The 15596-nt window shown below is 62.7% G+C and carries 11 protein-coding genes and 1 pseudogene; 8 read left to right on the top strand and 4 right to left on the bottom strand.

Going from position 1 to position 15596, the window contains the following annotated elements; genetic code table 11:
- Positions 1 to 155: 155 nt before the first annotated feature.
- On the top strand, positions 156 to 2945 hold the full coding sequence (locus KGA89_RS11350; RefSeq protein ID WP_223471586.1) for an ATP-binding protein: 2790 nt from the start codon (positions 156 to 158) through the stop codon (positions 2943 to 2945).
- On the opposite strand, the gene KGA89_RS11345 is transcribed toward KGA89_RS11350, so the two are convergent.
- The gene (locus KGA89_RS11345) at positions 2907 to 4394 is read right to left on the bottom strand and encodes an ATP-binding protein (protein ID WP_223471585.1); all 1488 of its coding nucleotides are present in this window, start codon (positions 4392 to 4394) and stop codon (positions 2907 to 2909) included. The genes KGA89_RS11350 and KGA89_RS11345 overlap by 39 nt on opposite strands.
- A gap of 183 nt (positions 4395 to 4577) precedes the next feature.
- Positions 4578 to 5528, bottom strand: a complete 951-nt coding sequence (locus tag KGA89_RS11340) for a GlxA family transcriptional regulator (protein ID WP_223471584.1) — start codon at positions 5526 to 5528, stop codon at positions 4578 to 4580.
- Positions 5529 to 5848: 320 nt separating this feature from the next.
- Here KGA89_RS11340 and KGA89_RS11335 point away from each other — a divergent pair, with 320 nt between their 5' ends.
- Positions 5849 to 6571, top strand: a complete 723-nt coding sequence (locus tag KGA89_RS11335) for a pirin family protein (RefSeq protein WP_223471583.1) — start codon at positions 5849 to 5851, stop codon at positions 6569 to 6571.
- 184 nt (positions 6572 to 6755) lie between these two features.
- On the opposite strand, the gene KGA89_RS11330 is transcribed toward KGA89_RS11335, so the two are convergent.
- Positions 6756 to 7631, bottom strand: a complete 876-nt coding sequence (locus KGA89_RS11330) for a LysR family transcriptional regulator (protein ID WP_223471582.1) — start codon at positions 7629 to 7631, stop codon at positions 6756 to 6758.
- A gap of 111 nt (positions 7632 to 7742) precedes the next feature.
- Here KGA89_RS11330 and KGA89_RS11325 point away from each other — a divergent pair, with 111 nt between their 5' ends.
- On the top strand, positions 7743 to 8930 hold the full coding sequence (locus KGA89_RS11325) for a YbfB/YjiJ family MFS transporter (protein WP_223471581.1): 1188 nt from the start codon (positions 7743 to 7745) through the stop codon (positions 8928 to 8930).
- A 13-nt stretch (positions 8931 to 8943) separates the two neighbouring features.
- On the opposite strand, the gene KGA89_RS11320 is transcribed toward KGA89_RS11325, so the two are convergent.
- Complete coding sequence (locus KGA89_RS11320; RefSeq protein WP_223471580.1) at positions 8944 to 9987, bottom strand: GlxA family transcriptional regulator; 1044 nt, start codon at positions 9985 to 9987, stop codon at positions 8944 to 8946.
- Between the two features lie 204 nt (positions 9988 to 10191).
- Here KGA89_RS11320 and KGA89_RS30770 point away from each other — a divergent pair.
- From KGA89_RS30770 to KGA89_RS11300, 5 genes and pseudogenes are all read left to right on the top strand, one after another.
- Positions 10192 to 11361, top strand: a pseudogene (locus KGA89_RS30770) (cache domain-containing protein); the annotation flags it as partial.
- Between the two features lie 6 nt (positions 11362 to 11367).
- Entirely contained in the window at positions 11368 to 12222 is an 855-nt protein-coding gene (locus KGA89_RS30765; RefSeq protein WP_371103548.1) for a methyl-accepting chemotaxis protein, read from the top strand.
- A gap of 195 nt (positions 12223 to 12417) precedes the next feature.
- Positions 12418 to 13326, top strand: coding sequence for a LysR family transcriptional regulator (locus tag KGA89_RS11310; protein ID WP_223471579.1), 909 nt, complete (start codon positions 12418 to 12420; stop codon positions 13324 to 13326).
- A 111-nt stretch (positions 13327 to 13437) separates the two neighbouring features.
- Entirely contained in the window at positions 13438 to 14628 is a 1191-nt protein-coding gene (locus KGA89_RS11305) for a CaiB/BaiF CoA transferase family protein (protein ID WP_223471578.1), read from the top strand.
- Entirely contained in the window at positions 14625 to 15560 is a 936-nt protein-coding gene (locus KGA89_RS11300; protein ID WP_223471577.1) for a hydroxymethylglutaryl-CoA lyase, read from the top strand. Before KGA89_RS11305 ends, KGA89_RS11300 begins: the two co-directional genes overlap by 4 nt.
- The last annotated feature ends 36 nt before the right edge of the window (positions 15561 to 15596 follow it).

Here is a 15596-nt window from a genome sequence, read left to right as displayed (position 1 = left end):
TTTTCGGAACCGGCGTGTTAAAAGCCCGCTCCCTCGCCACAGGGTCCGGCGCCTGGAAGGCAGGGAGTAGAGCCTGCGCCGTTGCGCTTGAAGCAAAACCTGAGGAATATGCTCGGGTAAAGCCCAGGCACCGGGACCAGAACATTGAGAGCAACATGAGCCAATACCTCAGCCTGCCCGTCGAACAGACGGTGCATTTCGGCCCTTACCGAGTCCATCCTCGCCAACGCCTCGTGCTCGAGGGTGGGCAACCGTTGCGCCTGGGACGGCGGGCCGTGGAGATTCTGCTGGTGTTGCTCGAGCACGCCGGCGAGGTGGTGAGCAAGCAGCAACTGATCGCCCGGGTCTGGCCCAGGAGCGTGGTGGAAGACACCAACCTGCGCGTGCACGTCGCGGCACTGCGCAAGGCCCTCGGGGATGGCCAGGCCGGGCAGCGCTACATCGTCACCGTGGCGCAGCGCGGCTACAGTTTTGTCGCGCCGCTGTCATTCGAGCCGTTCGACCAATGGGCGCACATCCCTCATCCGTCCTTGACGCGCAACCTGCCTCTGCAACGCACGCGCATGATCGGGCGCCAGGCCCTGGTGGAAAACCTGGTGGCCCAGCTACCGAGAAAACGCTTCATTACCCTGGTCGGTACCGGCGGCATCGGCAAGACCACCGTTGCCCTGCGGGTCGCCGAACGGCTGATCGGCCAGTACCGTGACGGCACGCATCTGCTGGACCTGGCATCGCTCAACGACGCGGCCATGATCGCCCCCAACCTGTGCGCCTTGCTCGACCTGCCACTGCAGGACGGTGATCCGCTGGACGCCATCGCCCGGCAGCTCAAGGAGCGGCATCTGCTGCTGGTGATCGACAACTGCGAGCACCTGATCGACGCCATCGCCCTGCTCAGCGAAACCCTGCTGCGCGGCGCACCCCACCTGCACATCCTGGCCACCAGCCGCGAAGGCCTGCGCGCCGAAGGCGAACACGTGCAGCGCCTGGACGCCCTGGCGTTCCCGCCCCGGGAAATGCCCATCGAGGGCTACCCCGCCCTGGAATACCCGGCGCTGCAACTGTTTGCCGAACGGGCGATGGCCAGCCGTGAGGACTTCGAACTGAGCGACCGCGACGTGCCGTTGGTGATCGACATCTGCCAACGGCTGGACGGCATTCCCCTGGCCATCGAGCTGGCTGCCGCGCAAATCGGCCGTTTCACCCTGGAGGAGCTTCACCGGCAACTGCAAGACAGCGTCGCCCTGCTTCACAACGACTCCGACGCCGCACCGCGCCAGCAAACACTGCGCGCCACGCTGGACTGGAGCTTCGCGTTGCTCACGGCCTGCGAACAGACCTGCCTGCGGCGGCTGGCGGTGTTCATGGGCAGTTTCAACCTGGCCTCGGCCGCCGCGGTGATCGTCGGCAAGCATGTCGCGCCCGAACAGGTGCTGGTGTCGGTCAGCCAGTTGGTCGCCAAATCGTTGCTCAATGTAGAGATCGGCGATGAAGAGGTGCGCTATCGCCTGCTGGACACCACCCGCCGCTATGCCTTGGAACAACTGGCCGAAGCCGGGGAGCTGGCGGTCAGCCAGGAGCGCCACGCCGAACGCTGCCTGGCGCTCATGGGACAAGCGGAAAACGATTGGGAAAACACCCCCACCCGACTGTGGATCGCCCGCTATGCCGACTATCGCGACGACATCCGCGCGGCGCTCGACCGAGGCTTGGGCCCGCAGGGTTCACACGCCGTAGCGATCCGCCTGACCGCCCGTACCCTGCCCCTCTGGCAGGAACTGTCGCTGCTCAAGGAACACGGCCTCTACGTCAACAAAGCACTGCAATTGTTGCGGGCCAGCCCCGCGCCATGCCCGCGCTTGACCCTGGCCCTGGAGCTGGCCCATGCCAGTTTCAACTACCACACCGAGGGCGGCACGCCGGCCACTGTTCGAGCCTTCGCCACGGCCCGGCAACTGGCCCGGCAATGCCAGGACCTGGCCAGCGAGCTGCGGGCCGTGTCCGGGCAAATGACCGTCGACCTCAGTTGCGGTGACTACCAACAGGCCTTGGCACACAGCCGGGATTTCGACCGGTTGGGCTTGCAGGGCGACCCGACCCTGTCCTTGAGCACCCAACGCCTGCGGGTGCTGGCGTTGCATTTCACCGGCGACCAGCGCGCGGCGCGGCGCGAAGCCGAACAGGTGATCCAGCGCCTGGCCCAGAGCGGTCACCTCAGCCGCTTCAGCCACGGCTTCGGCGTGCAATACGATCAGAGCGTGGCCGCGTTGACTGTTCTGGCCCGCATCCTCTGGCTGCAAGGTTTTGCCGAGAAAGCCCGGCGCACAGCCAACCTGGCGCTGCAGATCGCCGTGCAGATCAACCACGGCATTTCGATCTGCTACACCTTGGCGCTGGCCGGTTGCGTGATCGCCCACTACACCGGCGATCATTCGACTGCCCGGGAAAGGCTCGACCTGTTGAAGCAGCAGGCCAAGAAACATTCGGTGATGCTGTTCCATGACTGGGCTTGCCATTACGACCGCGCATTCGACGATCAGCCCCTGGCAACACGCCCGACAAACGGCTTGATCCAGGACATCGCCGTCACCCTGCGCAGCGACTTCGTCAGCCCGGCGCAAATCGAACGGGCCCGCAGCGGTGCCGCGGGCTGGTGTTCGGCAGAGATCCTGCGGGCCGGTGCCGAGACCTTGCTGGCACGCAATGAACCGTCCCAGGAAGAAGCCGCCGAGGCGCAACTGCTGGCCGCTCTGGCCGTGGCACGTCGTCACCAGGCCCTGGCCTGGGAACTGCGCAGCGCCACGTCCCTGGCCCGTTTGTGGCAGCGCCAAGGGCAGGCGCATGCCGCGCAGGCACTGCTCGGCCCCGTCTATCGACGCTTCACCGAAGGTTTCGAGACCCCCGACCTATTGGACGCCAGCGTGCTGCTCCAGGCGCTGACTTGACGGTTGGGGCCTTGAACGCCGGACTCCCCAGGCACCTTGCAGCACGTAACGCCGATGAAACACAGGCCACTGACCACTGCGCCGCAGTTTGTCCATGGCATAGGCGCGAGTGGTGTGGAGCAGATGGAAGCGTCCCCCTTCGGCAAGCGGTTCGACCATCAGCAGTGACACGCTCACCAGCCGCGACAGCAGCGAGGGTAATGTCCCGACACTCAGTTCAGCGCAACTGATCACGGCCAGCGCCGCCTTGAGCGTAAACGGCCCCTCGAACACCGCCAGGCGCTGGAATGCGGTTTGTTCGTCAGCGCTCAAACGCTCGAAACTCGAGTCCAACACCGCCTCCAGGCTGCGGTGCCGGGCCACCGCCGTACGCCGCCCATGGCTCAAGAGTGATAAACCGTGATCCAGTTGTTCCAGGACGCCAGCCACTCCCAAGGCATCAACCTGGGCCGCCGCCAGTTCCAACGCCAACGGCAATCCGTCCAGGCGCTGGCAGATCTGTGCAAGCGTCGGCCAGTCGCGGCCACCCGGTTTGAAACCCTCCTGCCGGGCGCCAACCCGCTCCATCAGCAACTGCACCGCCGGACATGCCTCGATCTGGTGCTCCAGTTCCAGGGGCGACGCCACGGCCAGGCCCGGCAGCGACACAATCCTTTCATCCGGCAAGTCCAAGGGTTCGCGACTGCTGAGCAGCAGCGACACCCCAGGCGCCGCAGCCACTGCCTGGACCAGCTCCCGACAAGCGTCGAGCAGGTGCTCGCAACCGTCGAGCACCAGCAACATCCGACAGGGTTCGAGGCAACGGGCCAAAGCACCCTGCTCCACGCCCAGCACACCGGCCACTTGCGCCACCACTTGCGAAGGATCGCCGACGGCCGCCAGGTCAACGAACCAGGCACCGTCCTCAAAGTGTTCGAGCAGCAGCTCCGCCACCCGCAACACCACGGTGGTCTTGCCGACCCCGCCGGGGCCGGTCACGGTGGTCACGGCTTGACGGGGCACTTGCGCCAGCATTCGTCCCAGGACTTTGTCGCGACCCACCACCGGGCTCAAGCGTGCGGGCAGATTGTGCCGCTCGGTTTGGGGGCTGAAAGGCGACTCAACGCGCTCTTGCGCCACCAGGGGCAGCGCAAGGCAATAGCCTTGTCGAGGATGATTGAGGATATAGCGAGCGCCGCCCCGCCCGTCACCGAAGGCCCGCCGCAGCGCCGCGATGTGCACCCGCAGGTTGATGGCCTCCACGACGCTGTCTGGCCAGACGTGAGCGATGAGTGTTTGCTTGCTGACGTAGTGGCCGGCGTGCTCCACCAGCACCTGCAGGACGTCCAAGGCACGGCCGCCCAGCGCAACGGGCTGGCCGTCACGGGTCACCAGCCGCTGCTGCCGGTAGAAGGCGAACGGACCGAAGCCCACCGCCGGCTCGCTATCGGGTTTGACGTAACTGTTCATGGGCGATCCAGCGCCGGATAACCGGTGCGGGCGTCAGCGTGCGGATCACCGAACACGTCTGCCCTGGCTCCTGCGCATCCTTTCCAAAGGGTTCGCCGTTATCTTGGCAGGCGCAGGCCTCAGGACAATGCTGGCACAGGGAGCGCCACGGACATCACGGTGCCCTGGACGGACACCAATGGCTCAACTGAATTGCTGGCGATACTGCACCGGGGTCAGTCCGAGCTTTTCACCGAACAAAAAGCGCATGTGCCGCACGCTGCCGAAGCCACTGCGAAACGCCACGGTCTTGAGCGGCAGATCGGTGGTTTCCAGCAATTGACGCGCCCGGTCGATGCGCGCGCCCTGCAGGAACTCCATGGGTGTCATCTTCACCTCACGGGCGAAGACCCGGGCGAAATGCCGCGCGCTCATGGCGGCCAACGCGGCCATGCGCTCGATGGTGAAGGGTTCATCCAGATGTTCCATCACATGATTCTGCACGCGGGTAATGGCCGATTCCTGCGTCGACACCGCCGCCACCGAGGGGCTGAACTGCGCCTGTCCACCCTGGCGTTTCATCACCACCAGCAACACCTTGGCCACGTCCAACGCAACCTTGCGACCGTGATCCTGAGCGACGATGGACAGGGCCAGGTCGATCCCGGCGGTGACGCCGCCGGAGGTGATCAGGCGCCGGTCCTGCAGGAAGATCTTGTCGGTTTCCACCAGCGCCTTTGGGAAACGTTGTATCAGGCGGTCGGTGTAATGCCAGTGGGTGGTGACGCGATAACCGTCGAGCAAACCCGCCTCACCGAGCACAAAGGCCCCGGTGCAGATGGAGCCGTAGCGCGTAGCCCGTTGTGCCGCGGCCCGCAACCAGATGTGCAGCCCCGGATGCCGGTCGTTATAGGCCCCCGGCCCGCCCGGCACCAGCAACACGTCATAAGCTGCCCATGCCTGGTCGATATGGATATCGGCCTGCACCATCACGCCGTTGGACGCCCGCAATGCCCCGCGCTCGGTTCCCAGGGTCAGCAATTGATAACGCAGGTCCCCTGCGAGGTAGCGATTGGCGATGGAAAACACCTCCATAGGCCCGGCCATGTCGAGCAGCAAAAAATCCGGGAACAGCACCATTGCAACGGTTTTCATCGGGATACGCCAAAAAATCCAGAACTTGTAGATGTCCCATGTGGGAGCGAGCCTGCTCGCGATAGCGGACAATCAGTCAACACAAGTGCAAGCTGGACCGACGCTATCGCGAGCAGGCTCGCTCCCACAGGTTTTATAGCCTCAAAGCCTCAGCATTATGTCGAAGCCAAGCATCTGCCGGTAGGGTTATCTATTGTCCACCCAAAGCGGACAGTCTTTCGTTTTCTACCTGCTTATTGAATATATGGATAACCATTAACCTTCTTCCTGAACCCGGCGAACGGCCCAGCCGTCGCCCACAGACATCAGGAGAATTGATCATGCTGACCCTTCGCAAAGCTTCGGATCGCGGCATTGCCCGCCACGGCTGGCTGACCTCGTTCCACACCTTCTCGTTCGCCAGCTACCGTGACCTCAACGAACAGGGCTTCTCCGACCTGCTGGTCATCAACGATGACCGGGTCGCCGCCGCCAAGGGTTTCGGCCAGCATCCTCACCGGGACATGGAGATCTTTTCCTATGTGCTCGAAGGGGCGCTGGAACACAAGGATACCCTGGGCACAGGTTCGGTCATTCGCCCAGGTGACGTGCAGTTGATGAGCGCCGGCAGCGGCGTGGCCCACAGCGAGTTCAACCATAGCGCGGACGAGCTGGTGCACTTCCTGCAGATCTGGATCGTGCCCAATGTCAGCGGTGCCACGCCTCGCTACCAACAGGAGCATTTCAGCAGCGAGCAGAAACGCGGTCGCCTGCAATTGATCATCTCCCCCGACGGGGCCGACGGCTCGCTCCAGGTGCGCCAGGATGCACGGGTCTACGCCGGGTTGTTCGATAGCCAGCAAAACACCACCCTGACCCTGGCGCCGGATCGCTATGCCTACGTGCATGTGGCACGAGGTGCTGTCGAGCTCAACGGCATCCCGTTACAGGAAGGTGATGGCGTGCGGGTGCGCGAGGAGCAGGTCCTGACCTTCAGTAACGGCCAGGATGCCGAAGTGCTGGTGTTCGATCTGCGCCCGCAGGAACTGCCACAGATGCCATGAAACACCCTTTAAACCCTAGCGATGAAGCAACCTGTAACCCCTGTGGGAGCGAGCTTGCTCGCGATGGCGGAGTGTCAGCTACCTGAGTATGGGCTGATTTGACGCCATCGCGAGCAAGCTCGCTCCCACAATGGGGTCTTTCACAATGAAGCCTCCAGATTGAATGGGTGGCCGCCCCGGCGCTTCATTCATTCTCCAGCGCAAACACCTCGACAATCTCATCGATCACCGCCCGCACCCGTGCGGTATGGCGCAGGTCCGCGTGGGTGACCAGCCAGACCTCGTAAGGCAACGGGCGCGTGCGCTCCGGCCATATCCTCAGCAACCCGTCACGCGCCCCCATGTACAGCGGGATTTCCCCCACGCCGATGCCCGCGGCAATCGATCGACGCACCAACAGGCTCGAACTCAGGCTGGCCACGACCCGTCCGCGATTGATCGGCTCGGAAACCAAGGTGAAATCCTTGCTGCCCTGCCAGTACGGCTGATAAACCACCAAGTCATGCCCGTCGAACTCGCTGCCGGGCGACGGTACCCCACGGGCATCGACATAGGCCTGGGACGCAAACAATCCTACCGGCCAACGGGCGATTCGCCGAGCGATCAGGTCGGGATTGTCGGGCCGGGTGTTGCGCACGGCGATGTCCGCTTCGCGCTTGACCAGACTGAGGATCTGTGTGGAGGCATCCAGTTGCACGCGCACATCAGGATGGCGCCCATGCAGGCTGGCAATGGCCGGAATCAAGAAGTCGACGGCCAATGAGTCGGTGGTGGCGACCCGGACATTGCCGATCAGGCGATCATCCAGGCCCTGTATCCGGCGCTCCAGCTCCAGCGCCGAATGCTCCATCTTCTCCACCGCCTTGAGCGCTGCCTCGCCGACGGCCGTCAGTGCGTAGCCGTCGGAGGTTCGCAGAAACAGCGCAGCATCCAGGGATTTCTCCAACGCCGTGACGCGCCGTCCCACCGTCGCTTGATCCACCCCCAATACCCGCGCGGCACCGCGCAAGGTCGACGCTCGGCAGACGGCCAGAAACACCCGCGCATCATCCCAATTCATTCGCCCTCCTCAGCTGCAAATATGCATCACAATGAAGCTAAATCGCTGCACAAACGCAGCAACGATAGTCGATATGCTGGACGCAATAAACCCTTCCACAGGATCGCTGTCATGACCCCCTCATCCGCTGCGCTCGAATCACCTCCCACGAGCATCTGGCTGCCCATCTTCGCCGGCCTCTGCGCCAGCCTCGTCAGCATCGGCCTGGCGCGTTTCGCCTATACGCCACTGATCCCGGCACTGATCGAGGCCCGTTGGTTTTCTGCCAACGACGTGGTCTACCTCGGGGCGGCGAACCTGGTCGGTTACCTGATAGGCGCCCTGCTCGGCCGTCCCATGGCCCACCGACTGAGCAACAGGAACGCATTGCGGCTGATGATGCTCGTCGTGACCGGCGCATTTTTCGCCTGTGCCTTCCCGGTGTCGGTGACTTGGTATTTCGCCTGGCGGCTACTGTCGGGGATCGCCGGCGGCGCGATCATGGTGCTGGTGGCGGCGACCGTCTTGCCCCATGTACCGGCGGCACGCAAAGGCTTGGCCAGTGGCGCGATTTTCCTTGGCATCGGCCTTGGCATCGCCGGTTCGGGAACGATTGTACCGCCGCTGTTGAGCCTGGGCCTGCCGGCCACCTGGCTGGGGCTTGGTGCCCTGTCACTGGCATTGACCGGGTTGAGCTGGTTTGGCTGGCCCCGGGACACCGCGCAGGTGACAACCAGCGCTGCGCCCGACGAACCCATGCCTCCTGCGGTTTTCCAGCTGTTCGCCCAGTATGCGTTCATGGCCGCCGGGCTCGTGCCCGCGATGGTCTTTTTGGTCGACTACGTGGCGCGCGGCCTCGGTGCCGGAGCGCATGTCGGGGCAATGGTCTGGGTGATGTATGGCCTCGGGGCGATTATCGGGCCGGTGGGCCATGGTTTTCTCGCCGATCACCTCGGCGCGCGCAAGAGCATTCGACTGGTCCTGGCCGTGCAAGCGATTGCCCTCGGCTTACTGGCGATTTCACACACTTTCATAGCACTGGCGCTGCTGGCCGTGATCATCGGTTCGTTTCCACCGGGCATCGTGCCCTTGGCCCTGGCCCGGGTGCATGAACTGGTCCCCAATCACCATCGCCAACAACTGGCTTGGAGCCGGGCCACTGTTTCGTTCGCCACCTTCCAGGCGGTGGCCGGGTTTGCCTACTCGGCCCTGTTCAATGCCAGTGGCGGACACCACGCGTTGCTTTTCCTGATCTCCGCCGGGGCGATTCTGTTTGCGTTGATGCTCGATTTCCCTTTCGTGACAGAAAAACATCCCTGAACGGGCAACCGCTTTATCGCAACGCCTGTTTGCGCTCCGATTTCGAGCGATAGCTACCAGGCGGGGCACCAAAGAAATCCCGGAAACGACGCTGGAAGTGCGGGGAGCTGACGAAGCCTGTCGCCACGGCGATTTCGGTCACGGATCGATTGGTCTGCTGGATGAGCTGGCGGGCACGCGTCAAGCGCAGTTCCAGGTAATAGCGTGTGGGAGTCGCACCGAGAAAACTGCAGAACCGCCGCTCCAACTGCCGCTTGGAAATCTTGACGCACGCCGCCAGCTCATCGATGGTCAACGGCTCTTCTACGTTTTGCCACATCAGTTCCAGAGCCAGCTTGAGGCTTTCCGGCAGTGTCGGGTCGGTTTCGACGAAAACCGGCGGCAAGTCCGTCGCATCATCGCCGGACTCATCACAGCGAAGAATTTCCTCGATGGCGCCCACAAGCGCCGTCCCGCCCGTCTGGCGAATCAATTGGAGCATCATGCGCAGCGAACTGTTGGCGCCCGCGCAACTGACTCGCTCCCGATCAACCACATAGGCCCGGCTGGACACCTTCACGTGGGGAAACACCTCCGCCATCATGGCGCGGCTTTCCGGATGGACAGCGCATTCGAAACCATCCAGCAGATTGGCATCGGCCACGAAGAAGGCACCGTTCCACAACCCGCCGAGGATCGCCCCGGACGCCGCATGGGCGCGCAGCTTGCGGCGCAGCAAGGGATGGCCTTGCAACTTCACGCGAAAGCCCCCGGCGACGATCAGCACGTCCTGGTTTTCCGGCATCTGCGCCAGTTCGACGTCCGTCGAGATGACAATGCCCAGGTCGCTCGTGACTTGCCCACCTGAAACCCCCACCGTCAGCACTTCATAGAGGGGCATGTCGCTCATCAGGTTGGCGGTCACCAGCGCATCCACCGCACCGGTGAAGGACATCATCGAGAAGTTGTCCATCAATACAAACGCGACGCGGATCGGCGCCTGGCTGGCGGGCGCCGCGCCGAGCGGTCGATAAGCCATGTTCTTGTTTTTGAGTACGCTCTCGAATGCGCTTGGCATAGGGCCTCGTTAATACATTAAAGACGATGAGGATTGCTGCACGAGGGTGCCTTGAACCCCAGGGCGAAGGCGCAGGGCAAACCACGTTATCTTCCAGACTAGTGAAGCCGGCTGCAATCGCGCCTGCGCCGTCTACCGATCATCCCGCGCCAAAATGGCAAGCCTCAAGTGCCTACGACTTTGGTCGATACACTGGCAGTAGGCATGGGTGCTTTTCCCTTAAGTGACTCGCAACGCCAACCACTGCTGTTTCCGCCATCCAAACACTTAAAATATCCCGCGGGAGAAGTCATGAATATCAAACAGAAGCTGACATGGGCGTTCGCGGCCATCGCCTGCCTTCCGGTTATCCTGGTGGCGGTGCTGGTCGTGCTGAACCTGCGCGACGCCGCAAAAGCCAACTTTCTAGACAGCAGTGGCCGTGAAATCCGCCAGATCGACAACGGCATGAAGCAGTTCTTCGATGGCATCAGCCAGAACGTCGAACTCTTCGCCAGGGATCCGCGGGTCATCGCTGCCAAAGGCTTGAAAAATTATTCCAGCGCCGACGCCGCACAAGCCCCCTTCCCTGAGATCAATCAACAGCTTCTGGAGATCTTCGAAAGATTCGCCAAGAGCCATCCGACTACCGCCTATCTTTCCGTGGGCATGGATGACGGCGGCTACGCGAGCTGGCCGGACGATCCCAAAATGGCCAAGTACGATCCGCGCGTGCGTCCATGGTACAAGGCCGCCATGGCCGCACCGGGCACAACTGTGCGCACAGACGCCTATTACTGGGCGCCGGACGATGTGTCGCTGATCGGCACCGTACAAACTGTCGCTGACTCCAGCGGTAAATTGGTGGGTGTTGTTTGCCTGGACGTGTCGCTCAAACAGCTCACCGAACTGGTCAAGAACATCAAGCTGGGTGAAAGCGGCTACCTGATGCTGGTCGAAGCCAACGGCAACGTCCTGGTGGATGCTGCCGATGCCAAGCATAACTTCAAGCCGTTGGCCGACTTGGGCCCCAACTATGCCGAGCTGGCCAAAAGCAGCGATGGCGTGACCCAGATCGAGATCGACGGCGTGCCCTACATGGCCAACGTGGTCAGCTCCAAAGGGTTGGGCTGGCGCTTCATCGGCCTGATCAAGCGCGATGAAGTGATGGCCGAGGCTTCGAGCCTGACTTGGCTGATCGCCGCCATTGCTGCCGTACTGGCTGTGGTGTTCGCTTTGGTAGGCGCCAGTTTCGCCAGCGTGATCGTGCGGCCGATTCGCGGTGTTGCCAACGGCCTGCAGGAAATCGCCGAAGGTGAAGGTGACCTCACCCGCAAGCTCTCGGTGCAAGGCAAGGACGAAACGGCCACCCTGGCGGGCTGGTTCAACCAGTTCCTGGGCATGATCGCGCAACTGATGCAGCGTATCGGCAGCGCCTCTTCCGACCTGCAAACCGCCGCAGCCGATACCAGCCACGTGGCCCAGAACATGAACGACGCTGCCGGGCGCCAGCGCCAGGCCGTGGAACTGGTGAGCACCGCGTTCAACGAAATGGTCGCCACCGCCAACGAAGTGGCCCGCTCTTGCAGCCAGGCGGCCTCCAGTGCGGACGAAGGCTATCGCGATGTACACGATGGCCAGCATCACATCGGCGAAGCCACCGGCAGCGTGATGAAACTGAGCGACGACCTGCAAAAGTCGACCCAGACCATGCAGGCGCTGGAACAGGACAGCAAGAACATCAACACCATCCTCGACACCATCCGCTCGATCGCCGAACAGACCAACCTGTTGGCCCTGAACGCCGCCATCGAAGCCGCACGGGCCGGCGATCAAGGTCGCGGGTTCGCCGTGGTGGCCGACGAAGTCCGGGCGCTGGCACGGCGTACCGCCGACTCCACCGGTGAGATCGACAGCCTGCTGGGCAACCTCGCACGGCGCACCCAGGAAGTGACCCAACAGATGCAAAGCAGCCTGCAGGTGTCACAAACCAGCGTGGAACGCATCCAACAGGCCCGCGACAGCTTCGACAAGATCCGCAACTCGGTGGACTCGATTCGCGACCAGAATACGCAGATCGCCACAGCGGCAGAGGAGCAGCACCAGGTGGCCGAAGACATCAACCGGCACATCGCGCAGATCCATGCCGATGCCCAGTTGGTCGAGGAATTCGCCCACTCGGCGCAGACCGGCTCGGGGCGTCTGACGGATATTTCCGGACAGCTCAAGGGACTGGTGGGTCGCTTCAAGTTCTAAACCGAGGCCAGCGCAAGTACACAGGTGGGAGCGAGCTTGCTCGCGATGGCAGCCTCACAGTCGACAGATAGGTTGACTGTGCTGGCCTCTTCGCGAGCAAGCTCGCTCCCACAAATGGTTTGTGTTACATGTGCATTTTGCGTCCGCTGAAGATTATCAATGTGGGAGGCAAGCTCAACCAACCGGACAGGCTCCATGCTCCATAAACAACTGATCAGACGCCTGGACCTCATCACCCTTCAGCTGTTCGTTGCCGTCCACGAAGAGGGCACCTTGACCCGCGCCGCATCGAGGGAAGCTATCGCGGTGTCGGCGGCCAGCAAACGCCTGATGGAGCTTGAAGAAGTCCTGGGTGTTGCGTTGTTCTCCCGTACGGCCAAGGGCATGTCCCTGACCGCCGCCGGCGAAACCCTGCTGCATCACGCGCGGCGCATGCTGGCAGAGGTGGAGAAAGTCGGCATCGAAGTCGGCGAGCATTTGCAAGGGCTCAGAGGCTATGTGCGCATGCTGGCCAATCTCTCGGCGATCATCCAGTTCCTGCCTGAGGACCTGCACAGCTTCGTGTCCACTCATCTGCGGGTAAAAGTCGACCTGGAAGAGCGTCCGAGCACAGGCGTCATCGAAGGGATCATCGACGGCGTGGCCGACCTGGGGATCTGTTCGATGGACAGCGATACCAAGGACCTTTTCAGCGTCCCCTATCGCCATGACCGCCTGGCCGTGGTCATGCGTCCCGATCATCCATTGGCCGACCGGGACCAGGTGGCTTTTGCAGACACCTTGCAGTACGACCATATCGGGCTGCACGCAGCGAGTTCGATCAACAGTCGCGTCCATGCCGCCGCCAATACCCTCGGCGAATCCCTGCGCGTGCGCATCCATGTCCCGGGTTTCGACGCGGTCTGCCGGATGGTACAAGCGAACATGGGCATCGGTGTCTTGCCGTACAAGGCCTATGAACTATTCGGACGGGGCCTTGGGCTGACTGTCGTTCCGCTCACCGATGACTGGTCCCATCGAACCCTGTTGCTGGTGGTACGCGAGCGCGACGCCCTGTCCCCTGTGAGCCGGTTGTTGTTCGATCACCTTCAACTCAGCGAATAACCCGACGACTCGTTCGCGAAACGCGAACGCCCCTTTCCAACACAAGGTTGGAATCGCCCACGGAACAGCCTCTAGTCTTGGCACAAATTCCAAGAAACATGAGGCTGCACCATGACTGCTCTTAGCGGAATCCGCGTCATCGAGATCGGAACGCTCATCGCCGCCCCTTTTGCCGCACGGTTGATGGCCGAATTCGGCGCCGAGGTGATCAAGATCGAGAGCCTTGGACAAGGCGATCCTCTTCGCAAGTGGCGAAAACTGCACGAAGGCACGTCGCTCTGGTGGTACCTGCAGTCGCGCAACAAAAAATCCCTGGCACTCAATCTCAAATCCGCCGAAGGCATCGCGATCGTCAAGCAACTGGCCGAAAGCGCCGATGTGCTGATCGAGAATCTTCGCCCCGGCGCCTTGGAAAAACTGGGGCTAGGTTGGGACGTGCTGCATGCACTCAACCCCAAGCTGACCCTGGTACGAATTTCCGGTTATGGCCAGTCCGGCCCCTACCGCGACCGTCCGGGGTTCGGTGCGATTGGCGAGGCCATGGGCGGGATTCGCTACACCACCGGTGACCCGCAGTCCCCTCCCGCGCGCATGGGCGTCAGCCTCGGGGATTCGCTGGCTTCAATGCATGCGGTCATGGGCGCGCTGATGTCGCTGCTGCGGGTCAAGACCGGCCAGGGCGACGGCCAGATCGTCGACGTTTCCCTCGTCGAAAGCGTGTTCAATGTGATGGAAAGCCTCGTGCCGGAATACGACAGGCTCGGCCACGTCCGCGAACGCAGTGGCGGCGCCCTGCCGGGCATTGCGCCGTCCAATACCTACCCGACGGCGGACGGTGGCTACGTCGTCATCGCCGGCAACAGCGACCCCATTTTCAAGCGCTTGATGATTGCAATCGGCCGACCCGACCTGGGAGAAAAACCGGCGTTTGCCCACAACGACGGCCGGGTCGCCGAATGCGACGTGCTCGATCGAGCCATCCGCGAATGGAGCGCCAGCTTGCCGATCGAGGAGGTACTCCAAGCGTTGGAAAAAGCCGAAGTGCCAGCGGGTCGAATTTACTCCGTGGCCGACATCGTCGCCGACCCACACTACCAGGCACGAGGCATGATCTTGGATGCCCAGCTACCGGGCGGAGCCGCGGTAAAAATGCCCGGCATCGTCCCCAAGCTATCGGCCACCCCCGGCACCGTCAACTGGCAAGGGCCGAGCCTGGGGCAGCACACCCAAGCGGTGCTGGGTGAGCTGGGCCTGAGCGAAAGCGCCATCCAACGCCTGAAGAATGAAGGGGTCGTGCAATGATCACCGACTACTCGCAACGCCTTATTGTCCAAGAGGTCGCTCTCCGTGATGGCCTGCAGATCGAACCGGCCTGGGTTGAAACGGCCGACAAGATCAACCTCATCGACCAGCTTTCGCTGGCCGGCTTCACTCGGATCGAGGCGGGATCCTTTGTGTCGCCCAAGGCCATTCCCGCATTGCGTGATGGAGAACAAGTGTTCCAAGGCATCACGCGGCGCCCCGGGGTCATTTATGTCGCGCTGATCCCGAACCTCAAGGGCGCACAACGGGCCCTCGATGCCGAGGCAGACGAACTGAACCTGGTGGTGTCGGCCAGCCAGAGCCACAACCAAGCCAACATGCGCATGACTCGCGAGCAGTCCTTGGCTGCCTTTGCCGACGTGGTTTCGCTGGTGGGCAACCGCGGCGTCAGCCTCAACGGCTCGGTGGCGACTGCCTTTGGCTGCCCGTTCGAAGGGCCGGTCGATGAAGACGTGGTGATGCGCCTGGTCGACACCTACCAGGCACTCGGCATGCACGGGGTGACCCTGGCCGATACGACGGGCATGGCCAACCCACGCCAGGTCTACCGGCTGGTGCGCCGGGTGCTTGAACAGCTTCCTGCCGCTGCGTTGACCCTGCATTTCCATAACACCCGCGGGCTGGGGCTGAGCAATGTGCTGGCAGCCTACGAGGCCGGCGCCCGGCGTTTCGATGCCTCGCTCGGCGGGCTGGGCGGCTGCCCTTTCGCACCGGGTGCCTCAGGCAACATCTGCACGGAAGACCTGGTGAATCTCTGCGAAGAAATCGGCATCGACACCGGAATCGACCTGCCTCACTTGCTGGACCTGTCCCGCACCCTCCCCTCGCTTCTGGGACACGAAATGCCGGGGCAAGTGGCGAAGGCCGGGCGAAATTGTGACCTTCATCCGCTACCTCCCGGTATCGGCTGAGACGTAACGAGGCGACCCTGGTCGCCAGCCAGACAA

Origin of the sequence: Pseudomonas sp. A-RE-22, from assembly GCF_019956035.1 — a bacterium.
Lineage (GTDB): Bacteria > Pseudomonadota > Gammaproteobacteria > Pseudomonadales > Pseudomonadaceae > Aquipseudomonas > Aquipseudomonas brassicacearum.
The sequence above is the reverse complement of the archived record's forward strand: the minus strand, read 5'-3'. Positions and strand labels throughout refer to the sequence as shown.